Source organism: Pseudoalteromonas sp. SWXJ133, assembly GCF_015864365.1.
Taxonomy (GTDB): domain Bacteria; phylum Pseudomonadota; class Gammaproteobacteria; order Enterobacterales; family Alteromonadaceae; genus Pseudoalteromonas; species Pseudoalteromonas arctica.
In genome coordinates, this window is sequence record NZ_JADYXJ010000022.1 from 44117 (window position 1) to 65967 (window position 21851).

Genomic DNA, 21851 nt, shown 5'->3' on the forward strand with positions numbered 1-21851 from the left:
TGTGGCCGTAGGTTATACAGCATGAATTTTAAATCTTTTAGTTTCGCTCCTGAAATCATCCAGGCGTTGGACGAACTTAACTATCACACCCTTACGCCCATTCAGCGCGCAGCAATTCCTGCTGTTCGTAAAGGTAAAGACGTTTTAGCCAGTGCACAAACTGGTACCGGCAAAACTGCCGCGTTTGCTTTACCTATCATCCAAAAATTGGTTGAGTCTGAACTCAGCACAACTAATGCACCTCATGCATTAGTACTTGCTCCAACGCGTGAACTTGCAGAACAAATTGCAAATAATTTTAGAGATTTTGCAAAGCATACATCACTTAAAGTCGTTAGCTTATTTGGTGGTGTTAGCACTGCCGGCCAAGCAAATGCTTTAAAAGAAGGTGTAGATATTGTTGTTGCAACGCCAGGTCGTTTATTTGATCATATTCGTTTAGGTAACTTAAGCCTTGCAAGTGTTAAGCACCTTGTTCTTGACGAAGCTGACCGTATGCTTGATATGGGCTTTATTGAAGACATGCAAAACGTTATTAAAAGCTGTGCAGAAGAGCGCCAGATTTTACTTTTCTCTGCTACATTCCCTGCAGCAATTAAACAATTTGCATCTAAAGTATTGAAACAAGCTGAAATAGTGCGTGTTGATCAAACTAACAGTACAGCAAGCACCGTTGAGCATGTTGTTTACCCAGTTGAAGAACGTCGTAAGCAAGAGCTACTTTCTGAATTGATTGGTAAGAAAAACTGGCAACAAGTGCTTGTCTTCGTAAACATGAAAGAAACAGCTGATGAGCTTGTTAAAGAGCTTAACCTTGATGGTATTCCGGCAGGCGTTTGCCACGGTGATAAATCTCAAGGTAACCGTCGTCGTGCTTTACGTGAATTTAAAGAAGGCAAGGTACGCGTATTAGTGGCTACAGAAGTCGCTGCTCGTGGTATTGATATTGATGGCTTACCTCGTGTAATTAATATTGATTTACCATGGCTTGCAGAAGATTACGTTCACCGTATTGGCCGCACAGGTCGTGCTGGTCGCCAAGGTCAAGCAATCTCATTTGTTAGCCGTGAAGAAGAAAACACTTTGTTTGAAATTGAAACGCTAATCGGCCAAAAAATCAAACGTGTATATTTAGAAGGTTATGAAGTAAGTAACCGTGAAGTACTAATTGATAAAATTGGTAAAAAACCAGCGCATTTACGCCGTACACGTTCTAACAAGTTATCAGGACAAGCAACCGGTGAAGCGAGAGCAGTAAATCGCTCACGTATTTCAAGCGTTCGTAAAAGCTTAAAAGGCGAAAAACTGTCACTTAAAAAGTCATAGTTAACGCCGTTTAGTTTAAAAAAACCTGAGTTTACTCAGGTTTTTTTGTGCCTGGTAATAACACCTCATCAATAATGTTTGCGTATAAATAAGCCGCTTGCTCGTCCTCTTTATTTGCTATTATGGACAAACCAACCGGTAAACCACTTACTTTTCCGACCGGTAGGGTTATGTGCGTTGTGCCAGCAATAGCAGATAACGAACTACTACTGCCATTAAAATTATCACCATTAACTAAGTCAGTTTTCCAGGCGGGGGATACTGTAGGCGCTATAACAATATCAAGCTTGTTGTTTTTATATACATTAACAATGGCTGTCGTTGCTAAAGTTCGATAGCGTTCTTTAGTCTCTTGGTATTTTTGTTTGTTAGTTAAATCAATGGCCTGTGATTGGACTAGGATATCTTGCTCAAAATGGGGCATTTCTGTTTTTTTATTTTGAATATTAAAATTAATAAGTGCTTTTAGGCTTTTAACAGCCACTTGTGTTGGAGTGTTTGCGAGGTAATGATTAATTTCGGCTTTAAAGTCGTAGAGTAAAATATAGTATTCATCAGCAAATAGCGTATCTAAGTTATCAGTAATATCTACATTAATAACAGTGTGCCCAGCCTGTTTTAATGCTTGTAACTGCTTGGCATAAAGGCGCTGCGTTTCAACTGTAAATTTGTCGCTAGGCAGTGCACCAATAATAAGTGACGATTTTGATTTTATATTACCTGTTTTTAATTCAAACCCTGTAGTTGTCGCATCAAGGGAGTCTTCACCTTGCAAAACTGATAAAACCAGCAGCGCATCTTTAAGTGAATGCGCAATCGGCCCTACTGAATCTTGGCTAATTGAAAGAGGCACAACGCCTGAGCGTGATACTTGGCCCATACTCGGTTTTATTGCATAAACTCCATTTACTGAGGCAGGGCACGTAATTGAACCGTCTGTTTCAGTCCCTAATGCTATAGGCGCAAAGTTAAGTGCTACCGCAACAGCAGAACCTGCGCTAGAACCACATGGGTTACGTGTTACATCGTGCGCATTATGTGTTTGTCCGCCTACGGCACTCCAGCCTGAAGATGAATAGGATGAACGAAAATTTGCCCACTCACTTAAATTAGCTTTACCTAAAATTATAGCGCCCGCATTACGTAGTTGTTTAACAACAAAAGCATCATTATCAGTAACGTTATTTTTAAGTGCTAAAGAGCCAGCCGTTGTGGGAAGTGTGCCTTTAGTTTCTATATTATCTTTAAGAAGTACAGGTATTCCATGTAATGGCCCAGCCCAAGTTCCTTTGACGGCAAGTTCATCTAACGTTTTAGCTTGAGCAATAGCTGTAGGCTCTAAACTAATAACCGCATTATAGTGTGGATTAAGTTTATTAATTCGGTCTATATAATTTTGGGTGAGTTGCTGTGCATTAATAGAATTATTTTTATATGCACTGTGAATTTCATCGATGGTTTTTAGCTCTTGTGCTTTAGCGTTAAAAATTGCTAATACACTAAGCAACGAAAAGGTAAATGTTTTGATCATTGTTGAGGTGCTTGAGGTGTTATTATTTTCTATACATTTAGCACAAAAAAGCCTCACAAAGTGAGGCTTTTCGATAAACGGCTTAAAAAAGAGGTTTAAGCGTTTTCTAACATAGACAGTGCGACCGCTTCAGCCGCTTTAATACCATCAATACCCGCTGATAAAATACCGCCAGCGTAGCCTGCGCCTTCACCTGCAGGGTAGAGCCCTTTGGTGTTAATACTTTGGAATGTTTTATCACGCTTAATACTAATAGGCGACGAAGTACGTGTTTCAACGCCGGTTAATAAACCGTCGTTAGTTGAAAAGCCACGAATTTGTTTATTAAACGCTGGTATCGCTTCGCGAAGAGCATCAATTGCAAATTGTGGTAACACTTTACTCAAGTCGGTTAACTTAATACCGGGTGTATAAGAGGGTTGTACTTCACCTAAGTTTTCTGATGATTTACCTTTCAAAAAGTCGCCAATTAACTGGGCTGGTGCATCGTAGTTGCTACCACCAAGCTCATACGCTTGCTCTTCAAGTTTACGTTGTAAGTCTATTCCAGCAAGTGGATTACCTGGGAAATCTTGCTCCGGTGATATGCCTACCACAATAGCGCTGTTAGCGTTGCGCTCACTTCGTGAATATTGGCTCATACCGTTGGTAACAACACGGCCCTCTTCAGAGGTTGCAGCGACTACTGTGCCACCTGGGCACATACAAAAGCTGTAAACTGTGCGGCCATTGTCGCAATGATGAACAAGTTTATAATCGGCAGAGCCTAAAATTGGGTTTCCTGCATTTGTACCAAAACGACATTCATCGATCATTGATTGTTTATGTTCGATTCTAAAACCGACTGAGAATGGCTTTGCTTCAACATAAATCCCTTTTTTGTGGATCATATCAAACGTGTCGCGTGCGCTGTGCCCAACGGCTAATACAACATGGCGAGTGTTTAGTTGCTCGCCATTTGAAAGTGTTAAACCTGTTACTTGCCCGTCGTCTAAATGAATATCGTCAACACGTGTGCTAAAGCGAATTTCGCCGCCGAGTTCTATTATACGAGCGCGCATTTTTTCAATCATGGTGACAAGTTTAAACGTACCAATATGTGGCTTACTTACGTATAAAATTTCATCGGGTGCGCCAGCTTCTACAAATTCAGTAATGACTTTACGACCGTAATGTTTTGGATCCTTTACTTGGCTGTATAACTTACCGTCTGAGAATGTACCTGCGCCACCTTCACCAAATTGTACATTTGATTCGGTATTAAGTGTGCGTTTACGCCAAAAGCCGAACGTGTCTTTTGTACGTTCACGTACCTCTTTACCGCGCTCTAATATAATGGGATTAAAGCCCATTTGAGCAAGTAATAAGCCTGCAAATAAACCACAAGGGCCAAAACCAATAACAACAGGGCGCTCTGTTATATTTACGCTGGCGTGGGCTACAAATTTATAGTTTGTGTCTGGCGCTACTTTTACATGTTGGTCTTTTTCAAATGCGGCGAGTAGCTCGGCTTCGTTATCAACTTCTATATCGAGTGTATAAATCAGTAAAATAGCTGATTTTTTACGTGCATCATAACCACGCTTAAACACATTAAAGCTGTGCAATTGTTCTGGTTGGATTTTTAGTTTATTTACAATTGCTTGACCAATTGCATCTTCGTCATGATCAAGTGGCAGCTTTATTTCGGTTAAACGTATCATTTATATCTCTTTTAGGTGTCATAGCGGGGTATTATTACCGCTCACAATAAGGGGATGCAGGGCACAACGGGTGTGCAAACATAAGGCGCGTATTTTACGTTAAAATAGGGTGATATGGCACTTATTTATTGTATTTTTGGAGCGGATGGGTATGATCCACAACTGTTGTTTAAAATCTTAGGTATTAAAATAGTATGGCGTTTGTAGTCACCGAAAATTGTATAAAATGTAAGTACACCGATTGCGTATCAGTGTGCCCAGCAGATGCATTTTTTGAAGGCCCTAATTTTTTAGCTATTAGCCCGATTGATTGTATAGATTGTGGTTTATGTGTCCCTGAGTGTTCAGCTGATGCTATATACCAAGAAGATGAATTACCAGAATCTCAAAAAGAGTTTACTGAATTGAATGCTGAACTTGCACTGGTCTGGCCGCGCATTACAGAGATTAAACCTGCACCAGAGGACGCTGATGTATGGAATGGCATAGACGATAAACTTAAACTGCTCGAAACTTAATAAAGACTCATTAGTTACTCCTTTATTGTTAATTCGTTAATATTATGAAGAATAACCTTAGCAAGGTATTAACAAATGTACCTAGATAAATTACAATCCTTAGCTTAAGTTACTCCTTATGGGTAATTACAGTCTAAATGGATGTTTATGCAGTACTTTATAACTATAATAAAAAAGTTCACTTTCCTATTTTTAAGTTTCGTTTTATTACTCTCAAGCCTTGATGTATTCGCTGAAAAACAGCAAATTCCCTTGTCCCGAATTGATTCAAATATCACTATTGATGGTGTTATGGATGAAGCGCACTGGCAAAATGCGACACGTATTCCTTTAATTTACCAAGATGAGCCCAACGAAAAAGGTACTCCACCGGTAAAAACTGATGCTTTTATTTATGAAGATGGTACGAATTTGTATGTAGCTTTTGTTGCACAAGACCCAAACCCTGAGCAAATTCGTGCATCACTTCGTGACCGCGATACGCTATGGGAAGACGACGTAGTTATTCTTGTTATTGATACATTTAATGATGAACGCAGTGGTTATGAATTTCATGTAAATCCCCTTGGTGCACAAGGCGATATAAGAATGACCGATACCGATGGATGGAGCTCAGATACCTCATGGAATGCTATTTGGGATAGCGCGGGACAAATTAACGAGAAAGGTTACGTTGTTGAAATGCGTATACCCTTTAAGGCACTGCGCTTTCCTGAAAATAAAAAAGAGCTAACGTGGGGTTTTTCAGTCATGAGAAACTATCAGCGTGATGTTCTGTATCAATTATCTAACATGGGATTTGATCGCGATACAAAATGCAGTCTTTGTCAGTTTGATAAGTTAGTGGGTTTTAGCGATATAGAATCAAGTAAAAATATTCAGCTTACACCCACACTTACCACACTGCGTAATGACAATAAATCTGAGCTACCGGGTAACTGGAATAATGGCGATATAGACACCGAAGTGGGCTTAGATTTACGCTGGGGCTTAACAAAAGACGCTGTTTTAAATGCAACGATAAACCCTGATTTTTCGCAGGTAGAAACGGACTCTTTAGAGCTCGATGTAAATACAACTTTCTCTGTCTATTACGCTGAAAAACGTCCTTTCTTTTTAGATGGAGCTTCTTACTTTAAAAGCAGCTTATTTGAACTTTTATATACACGTACAATTGCAGAGCCTACTTTAGGTGCAAAGCTAACAGGTAAAACGGGCGATCATAGTTATGCGTTAATGCTAGCTGATGACGATAATAGTAATATTTTACTGCCAACGAATCAGGGCTCTAGCTTTGCAAGCTTAAACGAAAAAACGAATGCGGCCGCAGGGCGTTATCAATATGACCTAGGTCAGCAGGGTACTATTGGCCTTTCAAGCACGCACAGAGAAAGTGATGACTATCACAACACTGTATTATCAGTGGATGGGAGCTATTGGTTTAATCAATCAGATACTCTTTTATATCAAGTATCGACAGCTGACACCCGTAACTCTGAATTTTTAATTGAAAATTATAATACGTCTGAAACACAGTCAGACCAAGCGTATGCGTTGGAACTAACTCGTGATAAACGTGACTATAAATTATTTTCATATTATGAAAATATTGGTCAAGACTATCGGACTGACTTAGGCTATCAGGCTAAAGTAGATTACGAAAAAGTGGGGTTTGGTGGCGGACAAACATGGTATAGAGACGAAGCTGATTTGCTAACTTCATGGTCGTACGAAGCAGAATGGGATAAAACATGGGCACAAAATGGTGACTTACTTGAAGAAGAATACGAGGGTTTTTTAAGTTTTAAAGGTCAAAAACAATCTATTTTTGAAATTGGTTTAGTGCACCGTTATGAAAATTATAACGACAATTTTTATAATCAAAATATTGGTTATATTTACACTGGGTTTAAACCCACTAAAGATTTTAAGTTATCACTGTATGTTGAATACGCTAGCCGAATTGACTATGCAAACGAGCAGTTAGGCGACGCGTTTGACACACAAACGCAAGTAGTGTGGGATATTAACGACCATTGGCAGCTCGATGTAAAGCATAACTACAGTCAATTAGATAACCCGCAAGGGGATCGCGTATTTACTGCTAACTTGGTCGATTTTAGACTTCATTATAAATTTAGCATGCGTTCAATTCTTAAATTAATTTTACAATTTGAAGACATTGATAGAGACGAAAACGCCTACTTTTACCAAGTTAGTCAAATCAATAAAGACTATGGCAGCCAGCTTGTTTACTCATATAAAATTAATGCGCAAACACTATTTTATTTGGGTTACTCAGATAGAGGTTACCAAGACGATTCTCTTGAAAATATTGAGCGAGATCAGCGTACATTTTTTACAAAAGTTAGCTATGCATGGCAGCTTTAAATATTAAAAATAAAAAAGGAATAAATATGAATACGTTAAAAATAACAGTTGCAGCAGCAATGGTTGCCACCTTGGCCGGTTGTGCTGCAAAGCAAGACATTACTCGATTTGAAACAAACATACCTAAAACAGTATGTATTGCTGAACATAAGGCTGTTAAAGCTGGTGTTATAGATGCAATGAAAAAAGGTTTTGCAAAGCATGATGTTGAAACTCGGGTAATTCCAGCCAATTATGTATTGAAACACCAAGACTACCAGACCGAATTATCAGGTGCAGATACGACAGGATGTAATGCAGTGGCTTACTACGTAGCAAATTGGCGTTGGGATATAGCGCTCTATATGGCATACGCAAATATTTGGATTAAAGACGTTGAAACGAATGAAAAAATAGCACAAGCATCTTATCGCACCGGTGGTGGATTGGATAAGTTTATAGACGCTGAAGAAAAAATTATAGAGCTTATTGACGGTATGTATTAAATTTTAAACAATTAGAACCTTTTTACTCCCCATCTATACTGTGTTAGGTATGCTTGGTTAATCCATTATTGTTACGATTTTTTGTTATACTAATGGCTAAGGATTATATCAGTACTTGCTTAGTACTGACTGCAAACGATATAATCCGCTTTTGTTAACAGATTTAAGGGAGAAGTAAAATAAATGGATTTTTCTTATGAATAGACTTAAACCATTTGGCTTTGTTTTCCTCATTATAATTTTATTTTGTTTTTGCATAAACATAGGGTTAACGAATCAGATTAACCGTATAAATTTATTTCACACCAGTATTGATATACGAAGCTTCGAAATAACGAATACCACTCTTGATATGGCTTCTTGGTATAACCCCATTTTGAATGGCCACTACATCATCAAACAACCTAGCGCCGATTTCTTACTTATTAAAACTACTGATACTCAATTTGTAGCGGCAGATTCGAATAAGTTAATTATGATGACACTTGAATCCCCCATTAATTTTTTACTTTTATGTGTTTTAATATTCGGTTCAGGTTTGTACTTACGTAGAGAGCGAAAAAAGCGTCATTATAAAAATCAAATAGCTGAGCTTAACCATCAAGCCAATAGTTTACTCACTGCATTTAACCTACAAGTAAAATCTGCAGAAAACCCTTTGGGTGTAAGTAGTTTGAGTCAATCAATAAATAGCTTAAATACACATGTGGCTAACTATGTAAAACAAACCCAAACAAGTATCTGCCAAGATAAACTGACGTTATTGATTGACCGTCATGCATATATCGAACATATCGATAGACAGATAAATCATGCGAATCAAGAAGATCTCAAGTGTGCACTCCTTTTTATAGACCTTGATGGTTTTAAACAAGTAAACGACTCGTTTGGTCACAGTTTTGGCGATGAAATATTAGTCCAAGTTGCTAGCCGGCTTGCGAATGTTTTACGTCACCATAAATTAAGTAACATAAATAGCGCTAACCAATTAGAGCAAAACTTATCAAGATTAGGAGGAGATGAATTCTCCATTTTTATAGAACTACTTGATGATAGCGACAGGGTTGTTGAAATTGCAAAGCATGTGCTAAGTGAGCTTGAAAAAGACTTTGTGCTTGGTAACAAAATTGTAAAAATTAGTGCTAGCATTGGTATCGCTGCTTACCCAGAAAGTGCGTCAACGCCTCAAGCGCTTTTACAGTTAGCAGATGTAGCAATGTATAGAGCTAAAAGCGATGGTAAGGGAATATTTAAGGTTTACTCGCCAGAAATGGGTAACAAAATGCGCCGTTACCATTATTTACTCGAAGAGTTGCGTTTAGCGGTCGCTTGTAAAGATTTTTACTTATCTTTTCAGCCAATTGTGCATGTTGAGGATTGTATGATTGATTATTTTGAAGCGCTTACCCGATGGGACCATCCAGTTGAGGGTATGATCCCACCTTCAGAGTTTATACCAATAGCAGAGGAATCTAATTTAATATTAGAACTTGGCGATTGGATCATGCTTGAATCGTGTAGACAAATGGCTGCATGGCATAATGCAGGTATGCGTAAAGTCAAAATATCAGTTAATGTTTCGGGTATTCAACTAAAGCACCGTGACATTTATGATTGGATAATGAAAAAGCTCAAAAAAACCGGCTTACCGGCGACGTCTTTAATGCTTGAAATTACAGAATCAACATTCATTAAAGCCAGCCCTAAAATAATTAAAGAGCTAAGTAGGCTAAGAGAAGAGGGTATCACCATTGCTATTGATGACTTTGGTACAGGTTTTAGTTCTTTAAGTACGTTAGCGGATTTACCAATAGATGTTATTAAAATCGATCGCTCGTTTATAGCCCAAGCTAATAAAAGCCAAAAATATAATGATATATTAAATACTATTAGTGACCTTGGGAAAAAGCTAGGTCTTAAAATTGTAGCTGAAGGCGTTGAAGAAATAGCGCAGTTTGAACTTGTTAAAAAAATGGGTGTGAGCTCTGTTCAGGGTTACCTAGTAAGCCGCCCTGAGTCATCGGTTAATGTCGGTAATAAAGTACTACGCAATAACACCAGTAACCTTTCAGCATCGGGTACAAGTGCGTGGGATATTGTCAGTTAGTTAGTTAGTTAGTTAGTTAGTTAGTTAGTTAGTTAGTTAGTTAGTTAGTTGGTTTACAAATAAAAATGCCACTCTAAATAGAGTGGCATTTTTTGTTTAATCAGTAATTATTGTATTAAAGATCAAATGTGCGAGAAACGGCAAGTACAATACGCTCATCAGCATAATCGTAATCTAAGCTTGTGTTTTCAGCGGCCACTTCAATACCAAACCCTTCATAACTTGTTTGATATGCTAAACGGTAATGGTGGTATGATTTTTTCTCGTTTACGTCCCACGCCCATTTTTGTCCATCAAGCGAGTTTGAAATATCAAAGCTTGCACGTAGTGCATGATTTGGAGCTAGCTCATAGGTGTGTGCTACCATTGAAATTACATGACCTCCACCTTGACCAAAGTAATCCCAGCTGTACCAAAAGTTAAGCTCAGTTTGGCCGTATTCACTTGCATAACCAAATTTAGTGTAAGCTTCAGCGTAGTTACCATCGCTGTTATTACCTTGATAAGTGTAATAAGCAATGCCGTAGTCAACGCTAAATTGCTCATCAAGTTGTACATATTTACCTACATAAGCATCAAGCTCAAAATCAGTATCGTCACCAAAATCTACATTTGAAGCCCATACACCTGCGTAAACACCGCTATCAAAGGCATAGTCTAAGCTGCCTTGAATTGCAGGGTCGCTATCTGTTTGGCTTACACCATTAAAAGTGTAGTCAGACGCTGCAGTGATTGTTGTTGACCAATCAGCAGCTGCGGTTGTTGATAAAAGTGCAAATGGTAGTGCTACTACAAGTTGTTTTAATTTTCTATTCATTATTAATCCCTAGTGTACTGTGTCTATTTTTGTGTAATCAATTTCGTTTGCTTTTGGTGAGCTGTCTATGTTTGTAACTGTTTTAAACTTGCTGTATCCGATAAAACCAGCACAGATAAAGAACAATCCAATAACCAATGCGCCTACCCACTGAATTTGTAAAAATTCTAATTTAAACAATAGTGTAAGTAACGATAAAGCGACAACATTTCCGATCATGTATTTCATTTTGCCAAAACGCTTTACGGTAAAGTTTAGGTTATCTGTATATAAACGCACTAACGAATCGAGTGAGTTAATTACAAATACAATACCTACAAATACCATTGCAAAGTTTTTAATGCCTTGAGTTGGAATGCCGGCTTCATGGTAGTGATAAAGTACGCTAAACCAAATCGCAATAGGAATAGAAGGGAAAATCAACATCGCACCCAATACTTGGTATGTTTTAAGTCCACCAACAAAGCGTGATGTAAATTGACCAATCATTATGCTCCACGCAAACCACCAGAATAAGTAAAACTCATGGTAATCATTAAGCGGCAAAACAAATTCATTAATGTTTGCAAAGTAAGTACCAATAGAGCCTAAGTTATCTGTAAATGCTGACATTTGACTATCACCAATCACAAAAGCGCCAGCCCACATAAAGGCGATTAAAGCTAAGAATAACCACGTAGTAGAAATACTTAAAATGCGTACATATTTAATATCAGTACTTGAGTACACAGCAAAACAGATAGCCGCAAACACAATTAAATAAAACTCAGAAACTATGCTTGTTCCATCACCTAGTTCGGGTAAATACCACGGTAGGTTTGTAAGCAGTAAATAAGCGGTAAATGCACATGTACCAATAATTACAACATTATTGATAAATTTAACCCAAGGAATTTCGAAAAATTTCACTTTAGGTTCTATTACACAGAAATAAAAGCACGTAAGAAAGTAAAATCCCCAGATCAAAAATCCCCAGTAGCCAAACTCAATAGCCAGTGGATTTGCAAACGCGTATTCTGGGCTTGCTTTTATGTCTGCATAACCTGCAAACTCAGTTAAAGGAAACATGATAAGGCCAACATCTAGGCCAGAAGTAAATAGTATTGCTATAAACGTAAAGGTTCGAACTGGTGTTACACCTACTACGCGAACATTACCCCATTTAATTAAAATAGTGATAATGGCAAGTAAGGTAAAAATGATCCCTGCATTAAGCCAAATAGTCATTGTTACCCTCCAGTAATGAATAAAAATAATTCATAAGCACTCCGTATTTTATTGTTTTATTCTCGCATTAACACAACGTAACCTATTTACATCGTGTGCCACTGCAAGGCACGCATTGGTTTAGCCCGACGAGACTAAACCTAAGCATGTGGCTAAAGTTAGATCTTTGAACTACGTTGTGTTTCTTGCCAGTTTGTTGTTATGGCAACATTCACATCCGATTTCTGTAATGGGTCTTTACCTAAAATCATGTCAGCTGCTTTTTCGGCAACCATAATAGTAGGCGCATTCAAGTTTCCGTTAGGAACCGTTGGGAATATAGATGAGTCAACAACACGTAGTCCTTCAATACCATGTACTTGCGTATTTGAGTTAACAACGGCCATATCATCTTCACCCATTTTGCATGAGCAAGAAGGGTGGTAGGCACTTTCTACGGCTTGGCGTACAAAGGCATCTATTTCTTCATCTGTTTGAATATGTTTACCAGGTTGAATTTCTTCATCTCGGTATTCATCAAAGGCATTTTGTTCGATTATGTCGCGTGTTAAGCGAACGCACGCTCTAAAGCCTTCAATATCGTCTTGGTGTTCAAGGTAATTAAATAAAATGGTTGGTGGTTGCTCAGGATTCGCAGAAGCAATAGTCACACTACCGCGACTTTTTGGTTTGTTATGACCAACATGTACCTGAAAACCATGACCTGCAAATGCACTTCTACCATCGTAACGCATTGCCGCTGGTAAAAAGTGATACTGAATATCTGGCCATTCAACACCTGGTTTTGAGCGAATAAACGCACACGATTCAAAGTGATTCGTTGCACCTAAACCCGAACGCGTTAGTAACCAACGCGCACCAATCAAACCTTTTGAAACAATGCCTAGTTTGCCATTTAGCGTGATAGGTTGCTTACACTTGTATTGAAAGTAAAACTCAAGATGATCTTGTAAGTTTTGACCAACACCAGGTAAATGATGCTGTACTTCAACGCCTGCTTTTTCAAGCGCTTGAGTATCACCAATACCAGAGAGTTGTAAAATATGTGGAGAGCCAATTGGGCCTGCACTTAATACAACGTCTTTTGCTGCATGGGCAGTTTTAACGTCGCCATTTACTTTGTATTCAATGCCAGTGGCTTTTTTGCCGTCTAAAATCACGCGTTGTGCAAGTGCACCTGTAATAATTGTTAAATTACTACGCGATTTAACAGGGTCTAAATACTCACGAGAAGCAGAGCTGCGCACGCCGTCTTTTACGGTCATGTGCATTGGGCCAAAACCCTCTTGCTGCGAGGCGTTGTAATCATCTGTTGAGGCGTAACCAGCTTCAACACCTGCTTTTATAAACGTGCGATAAAGCGGGTTTTGCATTTCGTTGCCGTTATTAACGCCAAGCGGGCCTTTGCCACCACGGTAAGTATTTTCACCAAGGTAAAAGCTTTCTGCCTTTTGAAAATACGGTAAACACGATTGGTAATCCCAACCGTTTGCACCGTGTTGCTGCCATTCGTCAAAATCTTTTGCGTGGCCACGTACATACACCATGCCATTAATAGATGACGAGCCGCCTAATACTTTGCCTCGTGGACAATGCATTTCACGGTTATCTAAATGAGGCTCTGGCTGGGTATGAAACTGCCATGCGTATTTATCGCTATTCATAGGAATAGATAACGCAGTTGGCATTTTTATAAAAATACTTTTATCGCTACCACCAGTTTCAAGTAGTAACACGCGGTTATTTGAATCTTCAGATAAACGGTTTGCTAAAACACAACCCGCCGAACCCGCGCCAACAATAATATAGTCGAAATGATTACTCATAGTAGGGCGCCTTAAAATGGGCTTTCTATGTCGGCCATACCAACATAAATAGACTTAGTTTGCGTGTATTGATCAAGCGTTTGAATACCATTTTCACGGCCAATACCCGATTGCTTATAACCGCCAACGGGCATTTCAGCAGGTGAGTTACCGTATGCATTAATCCAACAAATACCGGCTTGTAACTTATGAATCACGCGGTGCGCACGTTTAATATCACTCGTAAATACGCCAGCTGCTAAGCCTAGGTGTGTACCGTTAGCGCGTGCAATCACATCGTCTTCGTCGTCAAAAACAAGCACGCTCATTACTGGGCCAAATATTTCTTCTTTAACGATAGTCATGTCGTCACTACAATCAATAAATACAGTCGGTGCTACAAAATAACCATTAGGTGCAGATTCTGGTGAAAGCGTTGTACCACCAGTTAAAAGTGTTGCACCTTCTTCAATACCTTTATTAACGTAGCTCATTACTAGTTCTTGATGCTTTTTAGAAATAAGTGCGCCAAAGTTAGTATTTAAATCTTGTGGGTCGCCAGCAATGATGTTTTTCTCAGTGCGCGCTTTAAGCTCATCAATAAACTGCTGATAAATATTTTTATGAACGTAAATACGAGTACAGTTAGTACAAATTTCGCCTTGCGTATAAAAGTTACCTAACATAGCAGCGCTAACCGCTTGCTCAATATTGGCGTCATCAAATACTAATAGTGGAGATTTACCACCGAGTTCCATCGTGACATCTTTTAGCGTACCGGCAGCACTTGCTACTACTTTTTTACCTGTGCCTACTTCACCCGTAAACGATACCTTATCAATGTCGCTATGCTGCGTTAGCCACTGGCCTACATCGCCAGCACCTTGAACAACATTAAACACACCTGCAGGTACGCCAGCTTCAAAAAACACTTCAGCAAGCTTAATAGCGCCAAGTGGTGTTTCCTCAGATGGTTTAAATATAAATGCATTACCAGCAGCGAGGGCAGGGCCCGACTTCCAACATGCAATTTGTAGTGGGTAGTTCCATGCACCAATACCCGCACAGATACCTAGTGGCTCTTTACGTGTGTAATAAAAGTCATCACCCACCATTTGCTGTTGGCCTACTTGTGCAGGCGCAAGGCCTGCAAAGTATTCAATTACATCAGCGCCGGTTTCAATATCAACACAATTTGCTTCTTGCATTGGTTTACCGGTGTCGAGTACTTCTACAAGTGCTAGCTCATCATTGCGCTCGCGTAAAATAGCCACTGCTTTTAATAAAATGCGGCTGCGTTCAATGGGTGTCATCGCTGACCACTGAGCAAAGCCTTGCTTTGCACTGGCAATGGCTGCGTTTTGAATAAATTCGTCGGCAATCTCTACTGCGTAAATAACCTCGCCCGTAGCTGGGTTTGTTACATCAAATGTTTTGCCGCTCTGGTTTGCAAGAAAATGGCCGTTAATAAAATTTTGATAGACAGGTGTAGTCACGCTAGGCTCCATATTGCTTGATAAGTGAAAGTACGTAGCTTTTTGCTAACTTTTCACTGTGTTTAAACTGATTATTGTCTGATTTACTCAGTACTGCTCTTAACCATAGGCCATCGATCATTGCGGCGCTAAGTTCTGCAGCTTGCTTTGCTTGCTCAATAGGCATTAATTGCTTAAAAGAAAATGCTAAATTACTGTGCAAGCGTCTACTGTTTACATTTTGTAGTCTGTGTAATTCTTTATCGTGCATCGATTGTGCCCAAAAACTCAACCACGTTCGGGTTGTATCATTGCGTTGTTGTACAAGCGCAAAGTTGGCTTCGACAATATACATTAAACGTTCAGTCGCATTTGTTTGATGGTTTACTTTACCTATCAAGTCTTGCTTTAAGCTTGTTAGTAAGTATCGAACAGTGGCTTCAATCAGCCCCTGCTTACCACCAAAATAATGACTAATAATACCCGACGATAAACCTGCATTTTTACTAATGCTGTTTATAGTCGTTCCTTGCAGACCTTTGCTTGCAACAGATTCTATAGTTGCGTCAATTAACTGCTGACGCCTGACAGGTTCCATTCCAACTTTAGGCATAATTTTTATTAATTGAACGTTCAATAAAGATAAGCTTAAGGTAATAGCTCTAACAATTCAAGGCTGAGGTAAACATCTAGATGCCAAAATGTAGATTAATCATTAATAAAAGTGCAACTAATGCGATAAAGAAGATAAGGTTTTACTTTATTTAACTGTATATAAAACATTGGCTTGTGAGGTTTGTTTTGAAATTAAATTATAGTAATGATTTGTTTACAGCAATAAATGAATAAAATGTGTAAAAATCGTTAGTGCAGTAATAGTTAGAGTACTAATAGTATTATTTTAATACAAAAGTACACTAAACCTGCAATTGCTTAGTGCTCTAATAAATTTATATCAAGAGTAAGCTTTGCGGTTTTATCGTTTTAAAGCGCTTGGTTTGAAAGGTTAAGTTTTGAAAGGTCAGGCATTATTGATAACGCCTTTAAAAAGGAGGGGGTAACGTCTTAGTCTATTGCCAATATAGTCATCAGCTAAAATTTGCTGGCAAATAAAGTCTATATCTTTGCTTGCTTCAAAAACCCAATCAAAGCGCTCTATAGCCAGTAAAAAACCACGCTTTAAATGAGTTTGAGCACGGTACTGTTCTAAATTTTCTTGAATAATTGAGACTTTGCTTGGATCAGCTTTAAGCTCTTCTACTACTTGGTTTATAAAAGTAGTATTGAGCTTACTGGTAGGGCGGTGTCTGCGTTTTCGTGGTTGCATTAGCTCTCGTTTGCAATGTTATATAATTTTTTCAAAAAGTCGTCTTTATGCTTTTCATGTTCGTAGTCAAGGTGGTAAGTATTATGAAAACCAAAGCGCAGTTCAACGCCGCTACCTTGTAGGTATACTGTATAGCCATCTACGTCTGAATAAGCTGTAACACCCTGATAATATTTACCTTCATTAGTCATTTCACCTTTTTGAATTATACGTTCATATACGGCTAAAATCTGTTTGTTGTCGATTTCGTTTTTCATGTTTTATGCCCTTCGTTTAGTAACTCATACGATACAGATATGAGGGTCGATCATCTTAAAAACAATAGCTAAAAAAGTGTGATATTGCTTTGTAATTTCGCTTTTTTAAATTATGCTCAAAACTCATTTATTGTTGAGCTTGCACCATGATAGACAAGGCGTTACTACTAAAAACTCGTGAGTTATCGGATCAATTAATTGCATTGCAAACGCCAATTAGGATACTCGATGCTATTAATTGGGACAAACAAACTAAAGAGGAGTTTTTTAGACAGAAATGTCAAAAAAATCCACTCATCGATCGTGCATATTATCAACAGCGCGACCTTGGTTTTGTACCTAGCGAGCTGCGCCAAGCATTTTCTACTTTGCACCGTAACATTATTAACCAATTGGGACAGTTAAATCCGATTGCTCAATATATGGGAAAAATGTGCACCGAGTATAAAACGGTATTAAGTATGCTTGAGTATCGTGGAACGCCAGAGTTTCATGACTTATCAGTGGAGTTATTTGGACACCCTAAAGATTTATTCCATGCTGGTGAGCCCTCACTTTCTGAGCTAGCTAATATGCTAGATAAACCGCTGCAAAATTTACTTATAGCCGACATACTGCCTGACGACCCTAAAAATATTGATGCTGTTGATGCTGTGCGTATTTTGTCTGAGCAAGTAAATGCCAGTATGGCAGGCATAAACGTAGAGGTAATGCTTAGCGATGGTATTGTCAGTGATGCAGCCGCAGGTGCTAATAATATAAAGCTTAATCAAGATGTTAAGTTTTCTCAGCGTGAACTTGATATATTGGAAGTTCACGAAGGGTGGATACACGTAGGTACCACTCAAAATGGTTTAGCTCAGCCTTATTTAACGTGTTTGAGTAAAGGCACGCCTAGCTCTACTATTACCCAAGAAGGCCTAGCGGTATTAACCGAAATTATTACTTTAAAATCGACTCCAAGGCGTTTATCTAAATTAGTGAATCGTATTCAAGCCGTTACAAAGGTAATAGATGGCGCTGAATTTGTAGATATTTACCGTGACTATGTAGCGCAAGGTTTATCAAAAGATGACAGCTACACACTCGCGCAGCGTGTATTTAGAGGCAGTACGCCAACAGGTTTGCCTTTTACAAAAGATATTGCTTACATTAAAGGCTTTGTATTGGTTTATAACTTAATACGCGTTGCAATACAGCTTGGTCGAATAGATAGACTACCTTTATTACTGGTAGGTAAAATATCAATAGATGACTTTAGATTAATTTCGCAGCTTCATGATTTAGGTGTAATAGAGAGCCCACAATTTGTGCCTCCACACTTTAAAGACTTACGCGGTTTGGCAACTTGGTTGAGCTTTGGCCGCTTTATTGGCGATTTATCGTTTGAAAAGTTAGAAAACGATTATAAACCGTTATTTTTATAATTAATCAACATAACCTACCGACATAAAAAAAGCCCATAACGGGCTTTTTAAATAAAGTACTTTAGGTTTTGCTATCGAGCATTGGTGCTTTCAAATATTTTGTCAGCTGAGGCTGCAACAAAACCAGTATAAAGCTCACCGTCGGCTTTAGGGTAACGAATAGCAAACTCATAAAAACAGCTAGGGATGCTCATATCACCGTCACTAAAGGTAACAGAGTATTCATCAGCAAGTGTTGACGATTGCTCTAGTAACACCTCTGGTGAGCCTTTAACTTCACCGCCTGACGTATTAAGCGAAAAGCCGGCGTCTTTTAGGGCTTGGTTAACATCATGAATGTTATCAAACTTAGCAAGCGTATTAATATTTACTGTAAAGTGATTGGCGCGGTAACCCCACGCCGACATCCACGCTGCATACTCGCTTTCAGCTAGCAGCTGCTTATAAGTATCGGTGCTTACTTGCCAATGCGTGCCTGAATACAAAAAGTTATCAGCTGTTACTGCGCTTTCATCAATTTTGTCAACCATGTCGGTTACGATGGCTTGTAACTCAGGCGAGCATTTTTCAACTAATAGCTCAGAAATAAACACTTTTGGCTGATTAGGATCGCTATGCTCGTAGTGCTTTGCATAGAGTTTTTTAGCTTCAAAATGGTACTCACCACATTCTTTGTAACCAATCGCTAAAAAGTGAGCCGCGAGTTTTTCAAGGCCGACCTTTTCAATATTAAATGTACGCAGTGCAATATGATCGTTAATAATGTCATCTTTTTGCGTTGACCCTAAAAGGTCATGAATTTTGTCTGCCGATGGTGTTACGTTTAAGTAGTTTTTCCAAAGGCTCTCAAATAATGTGTTTACATCAGTATGCATGTTAAATCCTTAAATCTAAAATTTTGGTTTTATTGCTTATTCAATTACCAAGCCTGGCGCTAGGGTTTGCGGTAAGCTCACTTTGTCTGACTCAACAGATGCCACAGGGTATGCACAATAATCGGCGGCATAATAGGCACTTGCTCTGTGATTACCACTGGCGCCTATGCCGCCAAATGGAGCCGCGCTAGAGGCACCCGTAATAGGGCGGTTCCAGTTAACAATACCTGCACGAATGCGCTTTAAGAAGTGAGTGTAATCATCTTCACTGTCGCTAAGTAAACCTGCAGATAAGCCAAAGCTTGTGTTGTTAGCTTCAATAATTGCGCTGTCAAAGTCGTTGTAACGATACACTTTAATAAGCGGTCCAAAATGCTCTTCATCTGGCATGTCGGTAATGTTTGTTACATCAATAATACCTGGGCTTACAAAACCGGTGCCTGATTTTAATTGCTTAAGTTCAACAAGGATTTGCGCGCCTTTTGACACTAATTCACTTTGCGCAGCGACCATACCCAGTGCTGCTTTTTCGCTTATCATTGCACCCATAAAAGGCTGCTCTGTAGCAAAACTGTCGTCTACAACTATGTTTTTAGTCGCGCTTATTAGCTTTTCTAAAATAGCATCGCCATTGAGCGATTTTTCAATAAATAAGCGGCGTGCACACGTACAGCGCTGACCTGAGGTAATAAAGCCTGATTGAATAATATCGTGCACAGCAGCGCTTACATCACTCACGTCTTTTACAATAAGAGGATTATTACCGCCCATTTCAAGTGCTAAAATTTTGCCAGGGTGCCCTGCAAATTGCTTATGTAGTAAGTGACCTGTGTTTGAGCTACCGGTAAAAAACAATCCATCTATATCTTTATGAGAAGCAAGCGCTTTGCCTGTTTCAATTTCACCTTGGACAAGGTTAATAACACCCGCTGGTAAGCCCGCTTTTAACCAAAGTGAGAGGGTGAATTCTGCAACGTGCGGTGTTAGTTCTGATGGCTTAAATACTACGGTGTTGCCTGCTAAAATTGCAGGAACAATATGCCCGTTTGGTAAATGCCCCGGAAAGTTATACGGGCCAAAAATAGCCACAACGCCATGCGGTTTGTGTCTAATAAACGCTTTAGCACCGGGCATTGGGTTTTCGGTTGTACCGGTACGCTCATGGTACGCTTTTACAGATATAGCTACTTTGCCTGTCATTGCGCCCACTTCGGTACGGGTTTCCCATAATGGCTTACCTGTTTCGCGTGCAATTATGGTCGCAAATTCTTCACTGTGTTCTTTTAATTGAGCTGCGAAGTTTTCAAGAATGGCTATACGCTCTTCAAGCGGCTTATCTGCCCATTGTACCTGTGCTGCTCTGGCTGCTTTTATAGCTGAGTTTACTTGCTGGGCGTTTGCGCCATTACCTTGCCATACCACATCGCCATTACTTGGATTGATTGACTCAAATGCTGGACCAAGGCCCACATGCCACTGGTTATTAATTAGGTGTGTATTCATAAATAATTTACAGGCGGAAAAATCGCGCTGCATCTCCTTGACTTAAATTAAGTGCTTTAGCCACATCTTGGCTAATGACGAGAGTATGTTTTGCATGATTGTAATGTGCGTCTTTGGTAAATGTTGCTCTAAAGCCACTTACGCCTTGATTACATACAGCCAGCGTATCAGAGCTATTTTGTGATATGTGATCAAGCTCACCAATAGTAATAGGGCAAACTTGAGAGTCGCGAATGCTGCGAATATTACCAAGCTTTGCTTCAACCGTTGGGCCTGCGTCAAATAAGTCAACGTAGCCTCTGTGCTCAAAACCTTCTTTTTCTAATAATTTTAGCGCAGGTTTTGTTTTTTCATGCACATGCCCAATAACTGCTTGGGCTTTCTTGCTAAGCAAGTTCACATAAATAGGGTATTTAGGCATTAACTCGCTAATAAATACCTTATCGCCTAAGCCAACTAAGTGATCAGCTTCTGGAAATTCAATACTAAAAAAGTGCTCTTGCAGCCATTGCCAAAAAGGAGAATGGCCGTCTTCGTCGCTAACACCGCGCATTTCTGCGATAACAGTATCGGCAAAACGCTCGCTATGCTGAGCCATAAACAAAAAGCGTGAACGCGATAAAAATCGACCCGTTAAACCTTTACGGCTATTTTCGCGCAAAAATAATGTGCATATTTCAGAGCAACCTGTGTAGTCGTTACACATGCTTAAAATATCAACGGTGTTATATACATTTAAAGTAGGAGAGTGGTGTACTGTTTTACCTAAATGATAATGATATAAAGGCACCGATAAACCTACTGCGGCTTCTATAGCGGTTGTGCCAATAACGTCACCTGTTTCACTGTCCTCTAAAACAAATAAATAGCTTTCATCAAGTGGCTGGTTAATGTTTTTGGCAAAGCTTTTTTCAGCACGTTCAATTTTTTCTTTAAGCTGTGCATCGTCCACAGGTAAAGAGGTGAACCCATGACCGGACTCAATCGCTATTTGTTTAAGCGCGTCAAAATCATTGGCAGTAATAGGACGTAATACTTGCATTTATTGCTTGCTCCAATAGCACGCCAGTAGGCGTG

18 protein-coding genes are annotated in these 21851 nt (G+C 39.2%); 6 read left to right on the forward strand and 12 right to left on the reverse strand.

Annotated features, from left to right (window positions below):
- Nucleotides 1–21: 21 nt before the first annotated feature.
- Complete coding sequence (locus tag I6F40_RS15045) at nucleotides 22–1326, forward strand: DEAD/DEAH box helicase (protein ID WP_002958629.1); 1305 nt, start codon at nucleotides 22–24, stop codon at nucleotides 1324–1326.
- 31 nt (nucleotides 1327–1357) lie between these two features.
- Here the strand turns inward: I6F40_RS15045 and I6F40_RS15050 are convergent, their stop codons facing one another.
- Both I6F40_RS15050 and I6F40_RS15055 read right to left on the reverse strand, forming a co-directional pair.
- Nucleotides 1358–2857 carry an amidase family protein gene (locus I6F40_RS15050; RefSeq protein ID WP_166376553.1) on the reverse strand — a complete coding sequence of 500 codons (1500 nt, stop codon included), beginning with the start codon at nucleotides 2855–2857 and terminating at the stop codon, nucleotides 1358–1360.
- Between the two features lie 95 nt (nucleotides 2858–2952).
- Nucleotides 2953–4560, reverse strand: a complete 1608-nt coding sequence (locus tag I6F40_RS15055) for an NAD(P)/FAD-dependent oxidoreductase (protein ID WP_166376554.1) — start codon at nucleotides 4558–4560, stop codon at nucleotides 2953–2955.
- 194 nt (nucleotides 4561–4754) lie between these two features.
- On the opposite strand from I6F40_RS15055, the gene fdxA reads away from it, so the two are divergent.
- The 4 genes from fdxA to I6F40_RS15075 all read left to right on the forward strand — a co-directional run bounded on the left by fdxA (nucleotide 4755) and on the right by I6F40_RS15075 (nucleotide 10061).
- Nucleotides 4755–5078, forward strand: coding sequence for a ferredoxin FdxA (gene fdxA / locus I6F40_RS15060; RefSeq protein ID WP_166376555.1), 324 nt, complete (start codon nucleotides 4755–4757; stop codon nucleotides 5076–5078).
- 147 nt (nucleotides 5079–5225) lie between these two features.
- The gene (locus I6F40_RS15065) at nucleotides 5226–7469 is read left to right on the forward strand and encodes a carbohydrate binding family 9 domain-containing protein (protein ID WP_166376556.1); all 2244 of its coding nucleotides are present in this window, start codon (nucleotides 5226–5228) and stop codon (nucleotides 7467–7469) included.
- 26 nt (nucleotides 7470–7495) lie between these two features.
- Nucleotides 7496–7954 carry an Sbal_3080 family lipoprotein gene (locus tag I6F40_RS15070; protein WP_166376557.1) on the forward strand — a complete coding sequence of 153 codons (459 nt, stop codon included), beginning with the start codon at nucleotides 7496–7498 and terminating at the stop codon, nucleotides 7952–7954.
- Between the two features lie 352 nt (nucleotides 7955–8306).
- On the forward strand, nucleotides 8307–10061 hold the full coding sequence (locus I6F40_RS15075; RefSeq protein WP_442960736.1) for a putative bifunctional diguanylate cyclase/phosphodiesterase: 1755 nt from the start codon (nucleotides 8307–8309) through the stop codon (nucleotides 10059–10061).
- A gap of 115 nt (nucleotides 10062–10176) precedes the next feature.
- Here I6F40_RS15075 and I6F40_RS15080 read toward each other — a convergent pair whose 3' ends face one another.
- The 7 genes from I6F40_RS15080 to I6F40_RS15110 all read right to left on the reverse strand — a co-directional run bounded on the left by I6F40_RS15080 (nucleotide 10177) and on the right by I6F40_RS15110 (nucleotide 16969).
- Nucleotides 10177–10878: a TorF family putative porin gene (locus tag I6F40_RS15080; RefSeq protein ID WP_166376559.1), complete on the reverse strand. Its 702-nt coding sequence runs from the start codon at nucleotides 10876–10878 to the stop codon at nucleotides 10177–10179.
- A 9-nt stretch (nucleotides 10879–10887) separates the two neighbouring features.
- On the reverse strand, nucleotides 10888–12105 hold the full coding sequence (locus I6F40_RS15085) for a BCCT family transporter (protein WP_024592192.1): 1218 nt from the start codon (nucleotides 12103–12105) through the stop codon (nucleotides 10888–10890).
- A gap of 158 nt (nucleotides 12106–12263) precedes the next feature.
- Nucleotides 12264–13931, reverse strand: a complete 1668-nt coding sequence (betA, locus tag I6F40_RS15090; protein ID WP_166376560.1) for a choline dehydrogenase — start codon at nucleotides 13929–13931, stop codon at nucleotides 12264–12266.
- A gap of 11 nt (nucleotides 13932–13942) precedes the next feature.
- Nucleotides 13943–15406: a betaine-aldehyde dehydrogenase gene (gene betB / locus I6F40_RS15095; RefSeq protein WP_166376561.1), complete on the reverse strand. Its 1464-nt coding sequence runs from the start codon at nucleotides 15404–15406 to the stop codon at nucleotides 13943–13945.
- A 1-nt stretch (nucleotide 15407) separates the two neighbouring features.
- On the reverse strand, nucleotides 15408–15983 hold the full coding sequence (betI, locus tag I6F40_RS15100) for a transcriptional regulator BetI (protein ID WP_197119055.1): 576 nt from the start codon (nucleotides 15981–15983) through the stop codon (nucleotides 15408–15410).
- A 423-nt stretch (nucleotides 15984–16406) separates the two neighbouring features.
- Complete coding sequence (locus I6F40_RS15105) at nucleotides 16407–16712, reverse strand: hypothetical protein (RefSeq protein WP_197193165.1); 306 nt, start codon at nucleotides 16710–16712, stop codon at nucleotides 16407–16409.
- The gene (locus tag I6F40_RS15110; protein ID WP_197193166.1) at nucleotides 16712–16969 is read right to left on the reverse strand and encodes a DUF3081 domain-containing protein; all 258 of its coding nucleotides are present in this window, start codon (nucleotides 16967–16969) and stop codon (nucleotides 16712–16714) included. The genes I6F40_RS15105 and I6F40_RS15110 overlap by 1 nt, the downstream gene beginning before the upstream one ends.
- Before the next feature lie 146 nt (nucleotides 16970–17115).
- Here I6F40_RS15110 and I6F40_RS15115 point away from each other — a divergent pair, with 146 nt between their 5' ends.
- The gene (locus I6F40_RS15115) at nucleotides 17116–18396 is read left to right on the forward strand and encodes a flavohemoglobin expression-modulating QEGLA motif protein (protein ID WP_008169642.1); all 1281 of its coding nucleotides are present in this window, start codon (nucleotides 17116–17118) and stop codon (nucleotides 18394–18396) included.
- 71 nt (nucleotides 18397–18467) lie between these two features.
- Here I6F40_RS15115 and I6F40_RS15120 read toward each other — a convergent pair whose 3' ends face one another.
- Genes I6F40_RS15120 through astA form a run of 3 tightly spaced genes read right to left on the reverse strand, consistent with a single transcriptional unit; the run spans nucleotide 18468 to nucleotide 21816 of the window.
- A complete protein-coding gene (locus tag I6F40_RS15120) occupies nucleotides 18468–19271 on the reverse strand; it encodes a DUF1338 domain-containing protein (RefSeq protein ID WP_007580767.1) in 804 nt (267 codons plus the stop codon).
- Between the two features lie 36 nt (nucleotides 19272–19307).
- The gene (astD, locus tag I6F40_RS15125) at nucleotides 19308–20774 is read right to left on the reverse strand and encodes a succinylglutamate-semialdehyde dehydrogenase (protein WP_165728038.1); all 1467 of its coding nucleotides are present in this window, start codon (nucleotides 20772–20774) and stop codon (nucleotides 19308–19310) included.
- A 7-nt stretch (nucleotides 20775–20781) separates the two neighbouring features.
- Complete coding sequence (gene astA / locus I6F40_RS15130; RefSeq protein ID WP_007580762.1) at nucleotides 20782–21816, reverse strand: arginine N-succinyltransferase; 1035 nt, start codon at nucleotides 21814–21816, stop codon at nucleotides 20782–20784.
- Between the last annotated feature and the right edge of the window lie 35 nt (nucleotides 21817–21851).

Coding starts and splice junctions, on each gene's coding strand:
- I6F40_RS15120 (WP_007580767.1), bottom strand. CDS start 19,271: ATGCATACTGATGTAAACACATTATTTGAGAGCCTTTGGAAAAACTAC.
- I6F40_RS15075 (WP_442960736.1), top strand. CDS start 8,307: ATGGCTTCTTGGTATAACCCCATTTTGAATGGCCACTACATCATCAAA.
- I6F40_RS15070 (WP_166376557.1), top strand. CDS start 7,496: ATGAATACGTTAAAAATAACAGTTGCAGCAGCAATGGTTGCCACCTTG.
- astD (WP_165728038.1), bottom strand. CDS start 20,774: ATGAATACACACCTAATTAATAACCAGTGGCATGTGGGCCTTGGTCCA.
- I6F40_RS15045 (WP_002958629.1), top strand. CDS start 22: ATGAATTTTAAATCTTTTAGTTTCGCTCCTGAAATCATCCAGGCGTTG.
- astA (WP_007580762.1), bottom strand. CDS start 21,816: ATGCAAGTATTACGTCCTATTACTGCCAATGATTTTGACGCGCTTAAA.
- betI (WP_197119055.1), bottom strand. CDS start 15,983: ATGGAACCTGTCAGGCGTCAGCAGTTAATTGACGCAACTATAGAATCT.
- I6F40_RS15110 (WP_197193166.1), bottom strand. CDS start 16,969: ATGAAAAACGAAATCGACAACAAACAGATTTTAGCCGTATATGAACGT.
- I6F40_RS15105 (WP_197193165.1), bottom strand. CDS start 16,712: ATGCAACCACGAAAACGCAGACACCGCCCTACCAGTAAGCTCAATACT.
- I6F40_RS15050 (WP_166376553.1), bottom strand. CDS start 2,857: ATGATCAAAACATTTACCTTTTCGTTGCTTAGTGTATTAGCAATTTTT.
- betA (WP_166376560.1), bottom strand. CDS start 13,931: ATGAGTAATCATTTCGACTATATTATTGTTGGCGCGGGTTCGGCGGGT.
- I6F40_RS15065 (WP_166376556.1), top strand. CDS start 5,226: ATGCAGTACTTTATAACTATAATAAAAAAGTTCACTTTCCTATTTTTA.
- I6F40_RS15115 (WP_008169642.1), top strand. CDS start 17,116: ATGATAGACAAGGCGTTACTACTAAAAACTCGTGAGTTATCGGATCAA.
- fdxA (WP_166376555.1), top strand. CDS start 4,755: ATGGCGTTTGTAGTCACCGAAAATTGTATAAAATGTAAGTACACCGAT.
- I6F40_RS15085 (WP_024592192.1), bottom strand. CDS start 12,105: ATGACTATTTGGCTTAATGCAGGGATCATTTTTACCTTACTTGCCATT.
- I6F40_RS15055 (WP_166376554.1), bottom strand. CDS start 4,560: ATGATACGTTTAACCGAAATAAAGCTGCCACTTGATCATGACGAAGAT.
- I6F40_RS15080 (WP_166376559.1), bottom strand. CDS start 10,878: ATGAATAGAAAATTAAAACAACTTGTAGTAGCACTACCATTTGCACTT.